Origin of the sequence: Micromonospora sp. NPDC020750 (assembly GCF_044334565.1) — a bacterium.
In the GTDB taxonomy this organism is placed as follows: domain Bacteria; phylum Actinomycetota; class Actinomycetes; order Mycobacteriales; family Micromonosporaceae; genus Micromonospora.
In genome coordinates this window covers 494,080-512,935 of record NZ_JBIRTH010000004.1, presented here as the reverse complement: position 1 = coordinate 512,935, position 18,856 = coordinate 494,080, and the positions used below count along the sequence as shown (strand labels likewise).

At 75.9% G+C, this 18,856-nt stretch carries 10 protein-coding genes; 3 read left to right on the top strand and 7 right to left on the bottom strand.

Going from position 1 to position 18,856, the window contains the following annotated elements:
* Positions 1 to 87: 87 nt before the first annotated feature.
* From ACH4T9_RS16120 to ACH4T9_RS16090, 7 genes are all read right to left on the bottom strand, one after another.
* Positions 88 to 663: a GNAT family N-acetyltransferase gene (locus ACH4T9_RS16120; protein WP_396672639.1), complete on the bottom strand. Its 576-nt coding sequence runs from the start codon at positions 661 to 663 to the stop codon at positions 88 to 90.
* Between the two features lie 230 nt (positions 664 to 893).
* On the bottom strand, positions 894 to 1,307 hold the full coding sequence (locus ACH4T9_RS16115; RefSeq protein WP_396672640.1) for a type II toxin-antitoxin system Phd/YefM family antitoxin: 414 nt from the start codon (positions 1,305 to 1,307) through the stop codon (positions 894 to 896).
* A gap of 139 nt (positions 1,308 to 1,446) precedes the next feature.
* Entirely contained in the window at positions 1,447 to 1,608 is a 162-nt protein-coding gene (locus ACH4T9_RS16110) for a hypothetical protein (RefSeq protein WP_396672641.1), read from the bottom strand.
* 43 nt (positions 1,609 to 1,651) lie between these two features.
* Positions 1,652 to 1,864, bottom strand: a complete 213-nt coding sequence (locus ACH4T9_RS16105; RefSeq protein ID WP_396672642.1) for an MbtH family protein — start codon at positions 1,862 to 1,864, stop codon at positions 1,652 to 1,654.
* A gap of 824 nt (positions 1,865 to 2,688) precedes the next feature.
* A complete protein-coding gene (locus tag ACH4T9_RS16100) occupies positions 2,689 to 13,860 on the bottom strand; it encodes a MupA/Atu3671 family FMN-dependent luciferase-like monooxygenase (RefSeq protein WP_396672643.1) in 11,172 nt (3,723 codons plus the stop codon).
* Positions 13,857 to 15,116, bottom strand: coding sequence for an MFS transporter (locus tag ACH4T9_RS16095; RefSeq protein WP_396672644.1), 1,260 nt, complete (start codon positions 15,114 to 15,116; stop codon positions 13,857 to 13,859). Before ACH4T9_RS16095 ends, ACH4T9_RS16100 begins: the two co-directional genes overlap by 4 nt.
* Positions 15,117 to 15,210: 94 nt before the next feature.
* Complete coding sequence (locus ACH4T9_RS16090) at positions 15,211 to 15,756, bottom strand: RNA 2'-phosphotransferase (protein WP_396672645.1); 546 nt, start codon at positions 15,754 to 15,756, stop codon at positions 15,211 to 15,213.
* Positions 15,757 to 15,869: 113 nt separating this feature from the next.
* Here ACH4T9_RS16090 and smpB point away from each other — a divergent pair, with 113 nt between their 5' ends.
* The 3 genes from smpB to ACH4T9_RS16075 all read left to right on the top strand — a co-directional run bounded on the left by smpB (position 15,870) and on the right by ACH4T9_RS16075 (position 18,782).
* Positions 15,870 to 16,358, top strand: coding sequence for an SsrA-binding protein SmpB (smpB, locus tag ACH4T9_RS16085; protein WP_396672646.1), 489 nt, complete (start codon positions 15,870 to 15,872; stop codon positions 16,356 to 16,358).
* A 204-nt stretch (positions 16,359 to 16,562) separates the two neighbouring features.
* Positions 16,563 to 17,246: a TetR/AcrR family transcriptional regulator gene (locus ACH4T9_RS16080; RefSeq protein WP_396672647.1), complete on the top strand. Its 684-nt coding sequence runs from the start codon at positions 16,563 to 16,565 to the stop codon at positions 17,244 to 17,246.
* A 48-nt stretch (positions 17,247 to 17,294) separates the two neighbouring features.
* A complete protein-coding gene (locus ACH4T9_RS16075; RefSeq protein WP_396672648.1) occupies positions 17,295 to 18,782 on the top strand; it encodes a DHA2 family efflux MFS transporter permease subunit in 1,488 nt (495 codons plus the stop codon).
* The last annotated feature ends 74 nt before the right edge of the window (positions 18,783 to 18,856 follow it).

Genomic DNA, 18,856 nt, shown 5'->3' with positions numbered 1-18,856 from the left:
GCCGGGCGCGACGCGGCCACGGTCGTCCTCAGGGGATGGCGGAACCGGCGGCGCGGCCGTCGGAAACCTGTCCGGGTCCGATACCCGTCAGGTCGCCGCCGGGGGCGCAACGGTGGTGGACGGGTTGCGCCACTCGTCGGCCAACACCGACCAAACTTCGATGTCGATGCGCCGGGTGGGCCCCGGGTACACCTGCCGCAGGGTGCCGTCGTGGCGCATGCCGAGTCGCCGGGCCACGGCCAGGCTGCGGGCGTTGTCGGCGTTGGTCCGCCACTCCACCCGGTGCATCCCCCGCTGCCCCACCGCCCAGTCGAGGACGACGCCGACCGCCCGGGTGACCAGGCCGCGTCCCTCCGCAGCCGGCTCCAGCCAACAGCCCACCTCGCACACACCGACCGCGGTGTCGAACGCCACGAACATCACCCCGCCGACCAGCACCCCGTCGAGCCAGATCCCCCAGATACCCCCGGCGTCGCCGGCCCACCGGTCGGCGTAGCGTTGCAGTACCGCGCGGGCCGACGGCAGGTCGGTGGCCACGAAGGACGCGCCCACCCACGGCGTGATGTGCTCCCGGGCCCGGTCCAGGTTGCGCAGAAACTCCTCGGCCCGCCACGGCTCAAGCGGGCGCAGCTCGGCGTCGGCGGTCAGGGCGCGGGCGAACACCGGGCCTCCCGGGGTCGGCGGACGTCAGGGACCCGGCTAGCAGACCACAGACTGATCGCAATCGGCCACCCCGGGACGCGGGGTCGACGCAACCGGCCGACCCGGAGCCGAGGTGCCGGCTGGCCGGGGTCCGACCCGGAGACGACCCGCGCCGGGCGGGTGGACCGGGCGGCGGGAAGCCGAGCGGGGGTGGACCGGGCAGCCCGGACGGCAGCGGGAAGCCGAGCGGGTCAGTCGCGCAGCAGGTCAGCGTGGGCGGCGCGGAGCCGGGCCAGGGCCGGGTCGCTGCCCGGGACGACCCGGCGGTCGAGCTCGGCCCAGACCTCGGCGAGTGCCGCCGTGACGGCCCGCAGCTCGGCGGTGTGTCGCCGACTGCTCTGCCGGTGCAGCTCGTCGAGGCGGCGGGCCCAACCGGCGGTCACCGTGGCCAGCCGGTCGGCGTCGGCCCGGGCCTGCGCCGCCGAGCGGGCGGCGGAGGCGGGCACGATCGCGGCGATCGGGCGGGGGTCGCCGTCGCGGGTGACCAGTGTGACCGTGTCGGTCAGCTCGGCCATCGCGATGACCTGGGTCAGTCGGGTGCGGGCCTCGCGCAACGGCAGGGCACGCGGCGGGGTGGGCTCGTGGGCCAGGGCGGGGGCAGCCATGCCTCCATGCTGACGACGGGGTACGACAATAAATGTTTCCGACCGTCCACGATGGCCGTCGCCGCAGGTCAGGACTCGACACGCATCGTCCTGATCCCGGTGCCGAACGTCGCGGAGACGGCGACCAGCGCCGGGAAGATCAGCATGCCGTCCCGCTGGAGAACCGGGCCAGCAGCAGCCCGGCCGGCCCCGGGGCGAGGGCCGCTGCCGAGGTGGCCGCCAGGGAGACGACGCTGGCCACCCCGATCAGAGCCGGCGGGGTCCCGGCCCGCTGCAACGACACGATGATCGCGAAGATCATCCTTGCCGGCGGCCGGGTGGGGACGGCCCCCACGACGCGCGGGTCAGCCCTGCGCGTCCGCCATGCGCCGGCGCAGGCTCAGCGGGCGCATGTCGGTCCACACCTCGTCGATGTGGGCCAGGCACTCCTGCTTGGGCCCCTCGAAGCCGGTGGCGGTCCAGCCGGCCGGCAGGTCGCGGTCGGCGAACCAGATCGAGTACTGCTCCTCGTGGTTCACCACGACGCGGTGGGTGCGGGTGTCCTCGTCGGCGGCCATCGCCGTTCTCCTTCTCTTCGGTGGGTGCACCGGCCTTCGGCCGGGGGACGGTTCGGTGCTGGGCGGGCGCCCCGGGGCGCGGGGGCGGCGCGTCCCGGATCAGAGCCGGACAGGCAGGGCCTGGCGGTGGCGGTCGAGCAGCGACGGTGCCCAGCTCGCCGTCGCGGTTGGCGGCGGTGACCAGGTACAGCCGCTCCCCGGCGCGCAGCCGCTGACCGCCCAACTCGAAGTCGGTCTTCACCTGGCACGACGTACGCGGTGCCGCGCCCGCCGGCCAGCCGGCCGAGGAACCACCTGCGGTGCTGCGCAAAGGGCGGAACATAGTCGACGTCGGCACACTTCTCCAACTGGCGCAGTTCATCCGCTCCTCGTGCGACAAAGGATGGGAGGCGTCCGACCAAGCGGGGGGAATGTCCCCGAAATGGTAGTGAGCCGCGCATTCCAGCCCACCGAGAAGCCGATCGACCCGCCTGCAAAGGCCATGCCAATTCATCGGAAATAGTCGCTAACCGCGAACCGCCCGATGAAAGTACGTCAGCTACGAAGCGGCCCAACTGGACGCGATCGGACACTTTTTGCAGGCATATGTCTGTTCCGCTGGCCTCATAATACCTTCTTCTCACTCCCCCAGCACCCTTACGGGCCCCAATCGCCGGCACTCGACAGTTCCCCGAACATCTGCCGGCCGGACTCATTCTGCATCTCTGCGCGTAGCCGGTCAATCCACGGACTGCTATGAACCTGATCCGCGCACTGACAACTGTCCGACGACCGGGCCGAATAGGGAAAACAATTGTGATCAAGGTCTTCGACGTTGCAGCAGCTCACCGGGGTGGGCCGTCGCCACCCCGGGCGTCCGCGACCGCGCGGGTCAGGATGTCGACGTACCGGCGGCACCGGCCGGCGACAGTCGCCTCGTCGAACAGGTCCGTCGCGTACTCGACGACACCCCGCAGACCCCCGCCGGCGGGGGTGACCATCACCGCCCAGTCCCGGCGCGCGCAGTCCAGCCCCTGGTCGGTGACGTCCGTCACCAGCCCGGCCAGGCGCAGCGGCGGCATCCCCGGATTCCAGGCGAAGACCGCACCGGCCAGCGGCGGCGGATCCCCCATCCGCCAGTCCGGGTCGACGACGGCGTGGAGGACCGGCAGCGGCGCGGGCTGCTGCCGCACCGCGTCGAGGAACACCGCGTCGGTCCGGGCCGCCAGGTCGACGAGGGGCTCCCCGTCGCGCAGCCGCACCCGCAGCGGCAGGGTGCTGGCGAACAGGCCGATCACCGGCTCCAGCTCCCGCCGGTTCCGGTGGGCGTACGGGCAGGACAGCAGGACGTCCCGGGCCCCGGTCAGCTCGCCGACCAACCGCGCGTACGCGGCGGCGAGCAGCGGGAACAACGTCAGGCCCGCGTCGGCGGCGAGCCGGTTCAGCCGGCCGGTCAGCTCGGCCGGCACGTCGAAGGCGTACTCCGCCCCGCGACCCGACGGCGTGGCCGGCCGGGGCCGGTCGGTGGGCAGCGGGACGGCCCGGGGTACGTCGGCGAGCCGGTCCCGCCAGTGGCGCAGCACCGCCGGCGGGACCCGGGTCGCCCGCTGCCGGCGCGCGTGGTCGACGTAGCGCAGCGCCGGCGCGCGGTCGGGCGGCGCACCCGAGTAGCCCCGCCCCAGCTCGTCGAGAAGTTGGAGCATGGACCAACCGTCCCCGCACAGGTGGTGCACGACCATCAGGAGGACCCAACGGTCGCCGGCCAGCCGGGCGAGGCGGGCCCGCAGCCACGGCCCCTCGGCCGGGAACGGCTCCCGGCCAGCCGCCACGCACCACGCCCGCGCCCCGGCGGGGTCGGCGGCGAGGTCGGCGACCGGCACCGGAACCGGCCGGTGGGCCAGCACCTCCTGCACCACCGCGCCGTCGCGCGCCACGACGCGGGTACGTAGGGCATCGTGCCGGGCGACCAGGGCATCGACCGCCGCCGCCAGGGCGGGCACGTCGAGCGGGCCGGCGAGGTCGACGCGTACCGCCATGTGCACGGCCGCCGGGTCGGGGGCCAGGCGCTGCCGGTGCCACATCAGCTCCTGCTGGTACGTCGCCGGCGCCCGGTCCCGCACCGCGACGTCGCACTCCGCCGGGCCGGGGTGCGGGGCCGGGGCGGCCGTGCCGGTCGAGCCGCCGGGACCGGCAGGGGCAGGCGGTGGCTCGGCGGCCATCGCGCGGACGCCCGGGCTGCGCAGCACCCGGTCCACCCCGACCTCGACGCCGAGCGCCTCGCGCAGCCGGTTGGCCAGGCGGACCGCGCCCAGGGAGTCGCCCCCCGCGGCGAAGAAGGAGACGTCCAGTGGGACCTGGGCCACGCCCAGCTCCGCGCACCAGGCGTCGTGGACGAGCCGTTCCCGGCCCGGGCGCGGCTCCTCCCCGCCGGGCGGCTGGCCCGGCGCCGGGAGCCGGGAGACGTCGACCTTGCCGGTGTCGCCGGTGGGCAGGGCGTCCAGCACCACCCACGCCCGAGGGACGAGGTGGGCCGGCAGCCGCTCCCCCAGCTCGGCGGTCAGCCGGGCGGTCCGGGCGACGGGCGGCTCGCCGTCGTCGTCGCCGACCACGTACCCGACCAGGTACGGCTCGGCCCGGTCGTGCCGGGCGACGACGGTGGCCTGCCGTACCCCCGGCAGGAGCGCGAGCGCGGCGGCGGCCTCGCCCGGCTCGACCCGGTGCCCGGCGATCTTCACCTGGTCGTCGACCCGGCCGAGGAACTCGACCGTGCCATCGCCGCGGAGCCGGACCAGGTCCCCGGTCCGGTACATCCGGTCCCCGGGCGTCGCGGCGAACGGGTCGGGCAGGAACGCCGCTGCGGTCGCCCCGGGCTGGCCCAGATAGCCCCGGGCGAGCCCGGTGCCGCCGACGTACAGCTCGCCGGCCGCGCCCGGCGGCACCGGCGCGCCGCGCCGATCCAGCACGTACAGCCTGCGGTGGTCCACGGGCCGGCCGATGTCGATCGGGCCGGGGCCGGCGGCCGGCACCGGGCCGGCGGTGGTGACGACGGCGGCCTCGGTCGGGCCGTACGCGTTGAGCACCGCCGCCGGGTACCCGGCGGGCGGCCGGCGGCGCAACTGGCTCCCGCCGACCACCAGGGCCCGGACCGTCGGGGCGGGCGGCGTCGGGAGCGCGAGAACCAGCTCGGCGAGGGGCGCCGGCAGGAAGGCGACGGTGACCCCGGCGCGACGCCACTGCGCGACCAGCCGCGCCGGGTCCGCGCGGGCCCGCGACGGCACGAGGTGCACGGTCGCACCAGCGGCGAGCGCCGGGTGGATCTCGGCGAGGTTCGCGTCGAACCCGAGGCCGAGGGCGTGCGCCACGGTGTCCGCGCCGGTGAGGGCCAGGGCGCGCGCGTGCCAGTCGACGATGTCCACGGCGGCCCGGTGCGGCACGCCCACCGCCCTGGGCCGGCCGGTCGAGCCGGAGGTGTACACGCACCAGGCGAGATGCCCGGGGCGGGCCGCGTCGACCGGGTCGGCCAGGTCCGGCTCGGCGGGCCCGTCCACCAGCACTCGTACCACCCCGGCGGGTGCCCGGGTGGGGTCGGGGACGTCGGCGGCGGTCAGCAGCAGGCGGGCGCCGCTGTCGGCGAGCAGGTCGCGCAGCCGGGCCGCCGGCAGGCCCGGGTCCAGCGGCAGGAAGGCCGCGCCGGCCATCAGCACGGCGAGCTGCGCCGCGACCAGCTCCGGCCGGCGCGGCAGGAGCACGGCCACGAGGTCGTCCGGCCCGACGCCGTGCGCCGCGATCCGCCGGGCCAGGTCCCGGGCCCGGTCGCGCAGTTCCCGGTACGTCCACCGGCGCTCACCGGAGACCACGGCGATCGCGTCGGGGGTCCGGGCGGCCTGCCGGACGAACAGGTCGTGCAGCCGGTCGGCGGCGGGTTCGGGTCGCGGCCCGACCGGGCGGGCGACCGGGTCGTCGAGCCGGTCGGCCAACCGGGACAGCGGCAGGCCCGGCTCGCGGGTCAGCACATCCAGCAGGCGGTGGAGGTGGTCGAGCAGGCGGTCCACGGTGGCCCGGTCGAGCACCTCCGTGCGGTACTCGACGTGGCAGCGCAGCGTCCCGCCGTGCGACAGGTAGACCATCAGGTCGACCGGTGCCTTGTCCAGACCCACCGGCAGGGGCTCGGCGGTGACGCCCGGCAGGTCGAAGGCGAACGCCTCGGGGCCGCTCTCGTACTCCACGACCACGTCGAAGAGGGGGTGCCGACCGGCCTCGCGGTTCGGGGCCACCGCGCGGACCAGGGCATCGAACGGGACCCGGTCGTGTTCGTACCCGTCGGCGGCGGTCACCCGGACCCGGGCGAGCAACTCCCGGAACGTCGGGTCGCCGGTGAGGTCCAGCCGCAGCGGGAGGGTCCGGACGAAGAACCCGATCAGGTCGGCGGTCCGCTCGTCCCGGCCGCCCGTGCCGGTGCCGATGACCAGGTCGGCCTGGCCGGTGAACCGGAACAGCAGCACCCCGAACGCGCTCAGCAGGACGGTGAACGGGGTGACCCGCTCGTCCCGGCCGAACCGCCGTACCCGCTCCGCCAGCTCGGCGGGCAACTCCCGGAAGACGCTCTCCCCCGCCGCCGACGGCAGCGCCGGGCGGGTCAGGTCGGACGGGATGACGAGGGTGGGCGGGGGCGGGTCGAGCCGGTCCCGCCAGTAGGCCAGGTCCTTGTCGTCGGGCTCGCCGGCACCGGCCGCCGCCAGCTCCGGGTAGCTGACCGGCAGCGGCGGCAGGTCGGGGGCGACGCCGGCGGTTCGGGCCCGGTAGCAGGCCGAGACCTCCCGGGTCAGCACGGCGTACGACCCGCCGTCGGTGGCCAAATGGTGGAACGTCAGCACCAGCACGTGGTGGATGGCGGAGAAACGCAGCAGCGTGAAGGCGAACACCGGCCCGCGGGCCAGGTCGGACACCCGCCGGCTCCCGGCGGCCAGCGCGGCCCGGACCGTCGCGTCCTCGGCCTCGCCGGCGTGGTCGCGCACCGGGCACCGCACCGGCACCCACGCGCGTACGACCTGCCGGGGCTCCCCGTCGACCTCCGCGTAGCTGGTGCGCAGCGGGGCGTGCCGGTCGACCACGTCCTGCAACGCGCCGCGCAGCGCGGCGTGGTCGAGCGGGCCGCGCAGCCGCACGGCCACCCCCTCGTGGTACGCGGGGGTGCCCGGGTGCAGCCGCTCCACCAGCCAGAGCCGGCGCTGCGCGGACGACAGCGGTGCAGTCCGAACGACCCCGTCGGCCCTGTCGGCCCTGTCGACCCCGTCGGTTCCATCGGTTCCATCGGTTCCGTCGGTTCCGTCGATCCTGTCCGTTCCGTCGACCCCGTCGGACGGTGGGGGCACCGGGCTGCCGGGGTCCGGTGCCGGTGCGTCGTTGCCCACCGGTCGCTCGGTGGGGGCGGCGATCCGGCGTGGGGTGGCCCGGCGCAGCGCGTCGAGCGCCGGCAGACCTGCGCGGACCGCGTCCCCCGGGAGTCCGAAGTCGACGAAGCAGGCGATCTCGTCGACGCCGGCGTCGAGCACCGCCTCGACCACCGCCCGGCAGCTTTGCGGTGACCCGATGAGCGCCCGCTCGGCGCAGTACCGCTCGTACGCCCGGGACAGCACGAACCGGACGTCGTCGTCCGGGGTGTCGGCCAGGTCGACGTTCATGCCGAGGCTGTTGACCACCTGCCCGAGCAGGCTGAACGAGGAGCGCAGGTACGCGCAGAACGGCTCGAAGGCCTCGGCCCGGGCCCGCTCGGCGTCCTCGCCCAGGTAGGCGTGCAGCAGCACCACCACGCGTCCGCCGGCCGGGTCGAGCCCGTGCTCGGCCCGGGTACGCCGGTACAGGGCGACGTTCTCGGCGAGACGCGCCACGTCCTGCGTCATCAGGTTGGTCACCACGCCGACGTCGCGGCGGGCGGCCTCCCGGTAGCTGTCCGGGTTGCCGACGATCGCGGTGAAAACCGGCGGCTCCGCCTGGACCGGCCGGGGGAACAGGCGCACCTCGATCCGCTCGCCGCTGCCCGACCGGGCCGGCACCGCCTCCCCGCGCCACAGCCGCCGGACGGTGTCCAGGTGCTCGTACATCACCTGCTTGTGCCGCCCGAAGTGGTCGGGCTGGAAGACGAAGTCGTTGGCGTGCCAGCCGGGCGCGCAGCCGAGCCCGATCCGGCCGCCGGAGAGGTTGTCCACCATGGACCACTCCTCCGCGACCCGGACGGGATGGTGCAGGGGCAGCACGACCGAGCCGGCGTTGAGCCGCACCCGCCGGGTACGCACCGCGAGGGCGGCGGCGAGCACCGACGGGTTGGGAAAGAGACCGCCGAAGGAGTGGAAGTGCCGCTCCGGCATCCAGACGGCGTGGAAGCCGTGCACGTCGGCGAACTCCGCCGCGTCGAGGACGACCCCGTACTTGTCGTCCCGGTCCTGGTCGGGGTAGTCGCCGAAGAAGTAGAGGCTGAAGTCGGCGGTGTCCGGCGGGGTCACCGGCTGCGCGACGGTGTCCGTCGAAGTGACCACCGGCGCGGCGGCAACCGGCGCAGCGGCAACCGGCACGGCGACGAGGGGCACAGCGGCGGGAGACACGGCCGACGACACGGCCGGGGTCGTCCCTACCTGCGGGTCGTCGCCGAGCCCGGAAGCAGCACCGAGCAGGGCGAGCTGCTGCTGCATCAGGTCCAGCTGCCGATGGATGATGCCGGCCAGCTCGCCGGATCCCGGCCGGCCCTCGCCGGCGGCGAGGCCGGCCGGAGCGGAACCGGCCACCTCAGGCCCGGCCACCTCCGGCCCGGACGCGGGGGACCCGGGCGCCGCCCGGTCCGTCCCGGGAGGCGCGGTCGCCGCCCGGTCCGGCCCAGTAGGCGCGGTCACCGCCCGGTCCGGCCCGGGAGGCGCGGTCGCCGCCGGGTCCGTCGCCGCCCCAGCGGCGGCGATGATCGCGGCGGCCAGGCGGCGGGGGGTGTCGACGGCGGTGAACAGGTCCCGCACCGGCACCCGGACGGCGAAGGAGCGGTCGATCTCCCGGGACATGGTGATCAGCAGGAGCGAGTCGGCGCCCAGGGCGAAGAAGCTCTGGTCCGGGTCGACCTCGGCGGCGGCCAGGCCGAGCCGCTCGGCGGTCAGCGCCCGCACCCGCTCCAGCACCGCCGACTCCGCCCCCGCCGCCGGAACCGGCGCGGCGACGGACCCCACGGACGCGGCCCCGACCGACGCAGGCACGCCGGCGGCGGGCGGGTCGGCGGCGGGCGGGTCGACCCAGAACCGGCGACGCTGGAACGGGTACGCGGGCAGCGTGACCCGCCGGCCGCCGTAGCCGCCCACGAGCCCCGCCCAGTCCAACGGCGTCCCCGCGACGTGCAACTCGGCCGCGGCCCGCCACAGTCCGGCGGCCGGGGCGAGGCCGCGGCGCTGGGACGGGACCCAGCGCGGCACCGGCCCGGCCGCTGCGGCGATGCCGGTCAGCACGCCGTCCGCGCCGGCCTCGACCACCGTCCGGCAGCCCTCGGCGGCCAGGGCGGACACGGCGTCGTGCCAGCGCACCGGCTCGCGCGCGTGCCGGCACAGGTGGTCCGCGTCGGGCCGCCAGCCGGGCGGGTGGACCCGGCCGTCGAGGGCGCTCACGACCGGCAGCCGGGTGGGCCGGAACGCGACCTCGCCGGCCAGCTCCCGGAGACGGTCCAGCACCGGCGCCACGGCCGCCGAGTGGAACGCCCGGTCGACCGGGAGCCGCCGGGTCACCACCCCGAGCCGGTCGGCCCGGGCCGCGGCGGCGTCGACCTCGGCCGGCGGGCCGGCGAGGACGTGCTGGGCCGGCCCGTTGACCGCCGCCAGCTCCAGCGACGAGCCGGCGATCAGGTCGGCCACGACGGGCCGGTCGGCCAGCACCGCCAGCATCGCGCCGGGCGGCAGGCCGTCGGCCATGAGGCGGCCCCGGCAGGCGGCGAGCCGGACAGCGTCGGCGAGGGACAGCGCGCCTGCGGCGACCAGGGCGGCGTACTCGCCGACGCTGTGTCCGAGGACGTGGTCCACGGGCAGGCCCCACGACCGCCACAGCTCGGCGAGCGCCACCCCGACGACGACCAGTGCCGGCTGGGCCGCGTCGGTGGGCCGGCCTGCGGGCGGGCGATCCTCGCGCAGCCGGCCGACCAGGTCGCCACCGACCGCCTCCCGGTACGCGTCGGCGGCCTCGTCGAGCACCGCGCGGACCACCGGGAACCGCGCCGCCAGCGGGAGCAGCGCCTCGCGGACGTCCCCCTGACCGGGGAACGCGAGGGCGACCGGTCCGGTGGCGTCCCCTCCGGTGTCGCCGGCGACCACCTCGGCCGGGAGGCCGGCGGCGTACCGGTCCAGGGCATCGGCCAGCGCGGTGGTCGAGTCGCCGAGGGCGACGAGTCGGTGGCGCAGGTGACGGCGACCGGTGCCGGCGGTCAGCACCAGGTCCGCCGGCGGCAGGGCGGGGTCGGCGCGGAGCCGGTCCCGGTGGGCCAGGGCGAGCGCGGCCAGCGCGCCCGGGTCGGCGGCGGAGAGCGGGAGCAGGCCGGGAACCGGGGCGGGCCGGTCGCCGGGCCCGGGCCGCGGGGGCGGCGGGATCGGCGGCTCCTCGACGATCACGTGGGCGTTGGTGCCGCCGACGCCGAGGGCGCTGACCGCGGCCCGCCGGGGCGACCCGGTCGCCGGCCAGGCGGCGGTGACGGTGGTGACGGTGAACGGCCCGTCGGCCAGGCCCAGCGCGGGGCTCGGCCGGGCGAAGTTGATCTGCGGCGGGACGCGGCCGGAGCGGACGGTGAGCACGGCCTTGATCAGGCCGGCCATCCCGGCGCAGCTGTCCAGGTGCCCGATGTTGGCCTTCACCGAGCCGAGGAACGCCCGCGCGGGCGCGTACGCCTCGGCGAGGGCGTGGTGCTCGATCGGGTCACCGAGGGCGGTGCCGGTGCCGTGCGCCTCGACGTACCCGACGGAGGCGGCCGACACCCCCGCGTCGCGCAGGGCCCGCCGGACGACGTCCACCTGCCCGGACACCCCGGGCGCGGTGTAGCCGACCTTTGCGGCCCCGTCGTTGTTGACCGCCGAGCCGAGGAGCACCGCGTGGATGCGGTCGCCGTCGGCGAGTGCCCGGTCGAGCGGCTTGAGCACGACGGCCGCCACCCCGTTGCCGCCGACAGTGCCGTCGGCGTCGGCGTCGAAGGGCCGGCACCGCCCGGTGGCGGACAGGATCGACCCGGGGGTGTGCCGGTACCCGGTGACCTGCGGGACGTGCACCGCCACCGCGCCCGCCAGGGCGATGTCGGCGTCGCCGGCGAGCAGGGCGCGGGCCGCCAGGTGCACCGCGACCAGCGAGGTGGAGCAGGCGGTCTGCACGGTCACCGCCGGACCGGTCAGCCCGAGCCGGTACGCGACCCGGGTGGCCAGGAAGTCGGGCTGGTTTCCCAACGCCGCGCCGATCGTGGTGGCCGGGTCGGCCGAGCCGACCGCCTGCGGGAGTTGGTGGCGCAGGTAGGTGTGGTGCGGGTACAGGTTCATCCCACCGCCCGCGTACACGCCGATCCGCCGTCCGTCGGTCTCGCCGGGGCAGCCGGCGTCCTCGAGGGCGTGGTGGCAGGTCTCCAGGAACAGCCGGTGCTGCGGGTCCAGCAGCTCGGCCTCGCGGGGGCTGACGCCGAAGAAGCCGGCGTCGAAGCCGGTGACGTCGTCCAGGACGCCGCTGGCCGCCACGAAGCCGGGGGCGCGCATGGCCTCCTCGGGCACCCCAGCTGCGGTGAGCTCCTGCGGGGTGAAGAAGTGGACGCTCTCCACCCCGGCGAGCAGCCGCTCCCAGTACTCGTCGACGGTGCCCGCGCCCGGGAACCGGGCGGCCATGCCGACGATCGCGACCCGCCGGTCCGCCGGGGGAGCCTGCGTCGGCGCGGGGCCGGCGCTCGGGCCGGCGCTCGGGCCGGCGGCGAGGTGCGCGCTGAGGGCGTCGACGGTGGGGTGGGCGAACAGCGCCGGCTGCGGGACCGGGCGGCCCAGGGCCTGCTCCAGCCGGGCCCGGAACCGGACGATCTCGACGGAGCCGACGCCCAGCTCGTAGAACGGCCGGTCCGCGTCGACCGGCCGGCCGAGGACGTCAGCGAGCGCGGCACGCACCACGGTCCGCGCCGCTGCCCGCCCGGGCCCGGCCGGTGACGGCCCCGTCGCCGGGCCCGCGCCCGCACCCGCCGGCTGCGCGCCAGCGCCAGCCGGGCCGACGACGGGGCCGACGACAGGGTCGGGGCCGACGACGGGACCGGGGCCGGGGCCCCTAGGCGGGAAGCCGCCGGCCAGGAACCGTCGCCGCAGCTCCACCCGCTGGAGCTTCCCCCCGGAGGTACGCGGGAACTCCTCCTCGGGCACGGCCAGCACCCGCGCCGGGACGACCTGCCACCGGCGGGCCACCACCGCGCTGAGCACCTCGGCCACCCGCTGCGCCGGCTCGGCCGCGTCGGGATCGGGGACGTGGAACAGCACCAGCGACTCGGTGCCGGTACGGGCGTCGGGTACGCCGACGGCGGCGACGAGCCCGGCGCGTACCCCGGCGACCCCGGCGGCCACCCGCTCGATCTCGTGGCAGGGGATGTTCTGCCCGTTGAGGATCAGCAGGTCCTTGGCGCGCCCGGTGACGGTGACCGCGCCGTCGCGCAGGTAGGCCAGGTCCCCGCTCTCCAGCCAGTCGCCGTCGGGGAAGGCCGCGCGGTTGGCCTCGGGGTCGCCGAGGTAGCCGGGGGTGACCCGGGCCGAGCGGACCTGCAGCCGGCCGACCCGGCCCTCGGGGAGCACCACACCGTCGGCGTCGACGATGCGCAGCGTGACCCCGGGCGCGGGCCGGCCGACGGACAGGAACTCTGTGCAGTCGGCCGCCGCGTCGTCGTCGACCCACTCCAGGTCGCCGTCGAGGCTGGCCGTGCGGACCCGCTGCCGGCAGCCGGGCGCGGTGAACGACGCGAAGGTGATCCCGGTGCAGGTCTCGGACATCCCCCAGGCGGGGGTCATGGCCGCCGCCGGCACCCCGGTCGCGGCGACGAACGCCTCGAACGTCTCCGGCAGGCACTGCTCGCCGCCGCTGACCATGCGCCGCACCCCGCCGAGGTCCCACCGTCGGCCCGGTACGCGCGCCACCGCGTCGACGACCAGCCGCAGGCCGAAGTTCGGCGCCCAGCCGTGCGTCACCCCGTACCGGCGCATGAGGTCCAGCCAGCGCGGCGGGTCCGCCAGCACCAGCGGTGTGGCGACGTGCACGGACGTGGCGCCGAGGAACACCCCGCCGAGGTGGTACAGGAGCAGGCCGGCGACGTGGTCCAGCGGGAGCCAGTTGAGCAGCACGTCGCCCGGGCGGACGTCGAGCATCTCGCGGGCGCCGACGGCGTACTCGGACAGGCCCCGGTGGGTCAACGGAATGATCTTCGGGCTGCCGGTGCTGCCCGACGACAGTTGCAGGACGGCCACCCCGGCAGGGTCGGGGGCGACGTCGGGCAGTTCCCCGATGGTGTCCCCCGCCGCCAGCTCCGCCACGGCGAGCACCCGGCCGGCCGGCGGCAGACCGGCCAGCCCCGCCACGTCCTCGACACCGGCGAGGACGACCGGGGCGTCGAGGGCCCGCCAGGCGTGCAGCAGCGCCGCGAGGGCGGGGCTGTCCGCGCCGTAGCCGGCCGGGGCGCCGACGGTCAGCGGCACGACGCCGCCGAGCACGCAGCCCCAGAACGCCGGCCAGTACTGCGCGCCGGAGGTGATCCGCAGGATCGCCGACGAGCCGGCGGCGACCCCCCGCGCCCGCAGGCCCGCCCGCACGACACGGGCCCGGTCGAGCAGTGTCGAATGGTCGAGGAACACGCTGCGGCCGTCCTCGTCCACCACCCGGATGCCGGCGTCGGGGAACTCCCGCGCCGCCCGCCGCAGCGCGTCGCCCAGCGTCCGGGGGTGCTCCGGGTCGACGGGCAGGTCGCCGCCGTGGCTGACGGCGGGGCGACGGGCGGGCGGTACGGCGGTCACGGCGTCACCTCTTGGATCGCGGGGTCGACGGGCGGTTTCCGGCCGGCCGTTCGGAACGTCTGGACGAGGAGGAACGTCAGCGCCACGGCGAAGGCCGCCCCATGTGCCACGGCGACGACCACGAGCGGGGCCGCCCGGCCCAGCGCGGCGGCGCAGCCGACCATGCCGAGGCCGAAGCCGGCGTTCTGCGCCGCGCTGGCAAACCCGAACAGCCGGGCTCGCCTGGTCTCGTCGACCGCCTGGAGCCGCGTGGTGTAGCTGATCTCGGCGTAGCCGTCGGCGGCACCCGCCGCCACGGTCAGCGGGACCAGCAGCCACAGGGGAGGATCGGTGAAGGCGAGCACGAAGAAGACCGACATCAGGCAGGTCGCGACGCCGAAGGAGCGCGGGGAGCCCACCCCGCCGGTGCGGGCGGCCAGCCGGGCGCACCACCGGCCGGCGACGAGGCTGCCCACCGCCCAGCAGGTCAGGAAGACTGCGGCGTACCCGGCGGGCGAGTCGGGGCGGACCAGGTTGGCCTGCACCGGGATGCCCACGTTGTGCGACGCGGACCCGAACGCGTCGGCGGCGCGTACGCCGATCATCGCCACCACCACCGGCGCGACCGCCCGCAGCATCCCGAAGCCGGCCAGGGCGCGCGGCCCGGCGGGCGGCACGATCCCGGCGGCGGCGGTCGGCCGGCGGGCCCGCACCCGGGCCAGCAGCCCGGCGGACAGCACGTACGTGCCGGCGTCGAGCAGGAACGCCACCTGGTAGCCGAGCTGGGCGACCAGGATTCCCGCCGAGGCGAACCCGAGCAGCATCGCCACCGACCGGGCCGCGACGAGCCGGGCGTTGGCGCGGGCCCGCCGGTCGGGGCCGGCCAGCTCGGGCAGCTCGCTGCGCAGCGCGACCCCCCACAGGGTCTGCCCGCAGCCGAGCACCACGGCGAGCGCGTAGAGCATCCCGGGCCGCGCCCCGGCGGGGGCCGCGACCAGCAGCGCCAGGGTCACGGCCGACAGCACGTCGGCGCCGATCATCAGGCGGGTACGCCGGCACCGGCCGGCGAGCAGCCCGCTCACCGGTCCCATGAGGAAGCCGGCGGTCATGCGGACGGCCATGAACAGGCCGGTCTGCACGGCGGAGCCGGTGACCTCCAGCGTGAACAGGCCCAGCGCCACCAGGTTCAGGTAGCTGCCGTACGTCGACGCCGCGTGCGCGGCCACGACGAGCCGCAGGTCACGCGCCGGACGCCCCCCGTCGGCCCCATCCACCACTGAAGGTCCCCACCACTGTCGATGCCTCCGGACCGCCGATCCTGCCTGCCGGCCGGGCGACTTTCAATGGCGCTGTCGGGATTGCGGGGTGCCCCTACCGTCCCGGGGTGAGGTATCGGGCGGGGACGGCGTCGGTCAGCCACACCCCGTTGGCGCTTCGGTGGAAGACGTGCCCGTCGCGGGCCATCGCCGCCGCGTCCACGGTGAACACCACCACGGCCCCGCCCCGCCGCGCGCCGACCCGGCGGGCGGTCTCGACGTCCTCCGACAGGTGGACGTGGTGACGGCCGCCCCGGTGCAGCCCGGTGGCCCGGATCGGGTCGAGGGCGGCGGCACCGGTGCCGTGGTACAGCCGGTCGGGCGGGGCCGCCGGTGGCAACCCCAGCTCGACCGGGATGGAGTGGCCCTGGTTGGCCCGGATACGTTCGACCCCGTCGGGGCCGCGCTCCACCGCGAAGCGCTGCTTGTCGCTCTCGGCGACCACCGTGTCGAGCACGTCCCGCCCCACCCGCAGGGCGGCCAGCAGGTCGTCGACCAGGACCCACCCGGCCCGGTCCGGGGTGAGGCCCAGGCGGTGCGGCTCGTGTCGCAACGCCCGGGACATCCGCTTGCTCAACTTGACCTTGGCTCGGTGATCCATCCCGGGATTGTGGCCGCGGTCGCCGCGCCGATCCACACGTTTTCCACGCGACGACCGGCTGCGCGGCTGCTAGCCTCTCGCGTTGACGCGGAACCACCATCGGGAGGCCGGCCGTGCCCAGGGAGACCGGACGCACCCTCGTCGCGTCGAACAAGAAGGCCCGGCACGACTACGACGTCCTCAAGACGTACGAGGCGGGGTTGGTGCTCGCCGGCACCGAGGTGAAGTCGCTGCGGGCCGGCCGGGTCTCGCTGGTCGACGCCTTCGCCCAGGAGCACGACGGCGAACTGCTGCTGCACGGCCTGCACATCGCCGAGTACGGCTTCGGCACCTGGACCAACCACCAGCCCCGCCGCACCCGCAAGCTGCTGCTGCGCCGCGTCGAGATCGACCGGATCCTCGACCGGACGCGCGAGGGCGGGCTCACCCTCGTGCCGTTGTCGCTGTACTTCTCCGACGGCTGGGCGAAGGTCGAGCTTGCCCTGGCCAAGGGCCGTAGGTCGTACGACAAGCGGCAGGCGATCGCCGAGCGGGACGCGAAACGGGAGATCGCCCGCGAGTTCGGCCGCCGACTCAAGGGCGCCCGCGCCCGACGCGCCTGACCCGCGCCCGCCGCCGCTTCTTCCCGGGCCCCGCCGTGTCCGGTCCCGGCCCGCGTGACCCGTCCCACGCCGTGCCGGCCGGTGCCGGATACCGGCGCGGAACGACATCGTTTCGCCACGTCATGCGATAAGGATCGCGTCTCGACTTGCGAACGCCGAGTCTTTACTACGATCGGGTACGACATCGTTTCGCAGGAGGGACCAGTGACGAGCGATCAGCGGAGCACGACGACTCCGGCCGTCCCACCGGCACGGACCGCCCCGGCAACGGCACCGGCCAGCCCGGCAACGGCCGTTCCGGCGGCGCGGGCCGCCCCGGCGTCGGCGCGGACGCAACGCTTCCCGGAGCTGCTCGCCACCGTGCTCGACCTGCTGCGCGAGGTGGGCTACGACCGGCTGACCATCGACACGGTGGCCGCCCGGGCCCGGGTCAGCAAGGCCACCGTCTACCGGCACTGGCCGGGCAAGGCCGAACTGGTCGCCGCGGCCCTGCTCGAGCGCCACGTCGACCGGCGCGTCCCCGCCGACACCGGCTCGCTGCGCGGCGACCTGCTGGAGCTGCTCCGCGCCACCGCGGCCATCTGCACCGCGGACAGCGACCTCATCCAGGCGCTGACCCTGGCCATGCGCACCACCCCGGAGCTGGAAACGATCATCCGACAGCAGGTGATGCCCGCCGGTCGCGTCCTCAGCGTCGCCGTCGTCGTCCGCGCCGCCGCTCGCGGCGAGATCCCGCCCGAGGCCGGCGAGCGCGATCTCTTCCACGACCTCGCACCCGCCATGGTGATGTCCCGGATCCTCGCCCACGGGCTCCCCGCCGACGACACGTTCCTCACCCAGCTCGTCGACCAGGTGCTGATTCCCGTTCTGCGGTACCGCGCCGACTGACGCGGGGGCCCGCCCGCGCGCCGACACCCCTTCACGGAGGGCTCCACCATGCCCGGATCCACGTCCAGCGCGCCCGCCTCGCCCGGGGCGACGGCCGCCTCCGCGCACCCGCGGCGCTGGGTCGCGCTGGCGATCATCGCGTTCGCCCAGCTGATGGTGGTCCTCGACGCGACCATCGTGAACATCGCCCTGCCCAACGCCCAGGTCGACCTCAACATCTCCGACGCCGACCGGCAGTGGGTCGTCACCGCCTACACCCTCGCCTTCGGCGGCCTGCTGCTGCTCGGCGGCCGGATCGCCGACTACTGGGGCCGCAAGCGGACCTTCCTCGTCGGCATGGTCGGCTTCGCCCTCGCCTCGGCCCTCGGCGGCCTGGCCGGGAGCGGCGGGTTGCTCTTCGCCGCCCGCGCCCTCCAGGGCGCCTTCGGCGCGCTGCTCGCCCCCGCCGCGCTGGCCCTGCTCACCGTGCTGTTCACCGAGACGAAGGAGCGGGCCAAGGCGTTCGCCGTCTACGGGGCCATCTCCGGCGGCGGCGCAGCCGTGGGCCTCCTCCTCGGCGGCGTGCTCACCGAGTACGCCAACTGGCGCTGGTGCCTGCTGGTCAACATCCCGGTCGCGATCATCGCCCTCGCCGCCGCCATCCCACTGGTGCCCGAGAGCCGCGCCCACGGCGACACCCGGTACGACGTACCCGGCGCCGTCGTGGTCACCGCCGGCCTGGTCTCCCTCGTCTACGGGTTCACCAAGGCCGCCGAGGACGGCTGGGACGCCACCGCCACCCTCGCCTTCATCGCCGCCGGCGTGATCCTGCTCGCCGTGTTCGTGGTGATCGAGCTGCGTTCCAGCCACCCACTGCTGCCGATGCGCATCCTGCTCGACCGCAACCGGGGCGGCGCGTACATCGTCTCCACGCTCGTCGGCGCCGGCCTGTTCGGGGCGTTCCTGTTCCTCGCCTTCTACTTCCAGGTGGTGCTCCAGTACACCCCGCTGGAGGCGGGCCTCGCCTCCCTGCCCGTCACCGCCGGCGTGCTGGTCGCCGCCGCCGCGGCCAGCGTCCTGCTCCCCCGCATCGGCGCGAAGCCGCTGATGCTGGCCGGCGCGGTCCTGGCCGCCGCCGCCATGCTGCTGCTCACCCAGATCGACGTGGACACCTCGTTCGTGGCCCACCTGCTGCCCACCCAGGTCGTCCTCGGCATGGGCCTCGGGTTCACCTTCGTGCCGGTGTCCAGCCTCGCCCTGGTCGGGGTGCCCGAGCACGACGCGGGCGCGGCCAGCGCCACGCTCAACGCCACCCAGCAGATCGGCGGGTCGCTCGGCACCGCCCTGCTGAACACCATGTACACCAGCGCGGTCGCCGGGTACCTGGCCACCCGGGTCCCCGACCCCGCGACCCAGGTCAAGGCGCTGGTACACGGCTACACGGTCGCGTTCGCCTGGGGTGCCGGGCTGATCCTGCTCTCCGGCCTGGCCACCCTGCTGCTGATCAAGGTCGGCCGGAAGGACATCCTGGCCGGCGGCACCGTACACATGGGCTGAGACCCGCCGGGGCCGGACTTTCCTCTTCCGGTACGTGCCGCGCGGCGACACCGACCCCGCGCGGTGGTATCAAG

What these genes read in the sequence shown, in the direction of transcription:
- ACH4T9_RS16115 (WP_396672640.1), bottom strand. Translation starts at nt 1,307, where the DNA reads ATGGCTGCCCCCGCCCTGGCCCACGAGCCCACCCCGCCGCGTGCCCTG.
- ACH4T9_RS16110 (WP_396672641.1), bottom strand. Translation starts at nt 1,608, where the DNA reads ATGATCTTCGCGATCATCGTGTCGTTGCAGCGGGCCGGGACCCCGCCG.
- ACH4T9_RS16105 (WP_396672642.1), bottom strand. Translation starts at nt 1,864, where the DNA reads ATGGCCGCCGACGAGGACACCCGCACCCACCGCGTCGTGGTGAACCAC.
- ACH4T9_RS16090 (WP_396672645.1), bottom strand. Translation starts at nt 15,756, where the DNA reads ATGGATCACCGAGCCAAGGTCAAGTTGAGCAAGCGGATGTCCCGGGCG.
- ACH4T9_RS16075 (WP_396672648.1), top strand. Translation starts at nt 17,295, where the DNA reads ATGCCCGGATCCACGTCCAGCGCGCCCGCCTCGCCCGGGGCGACGGCC.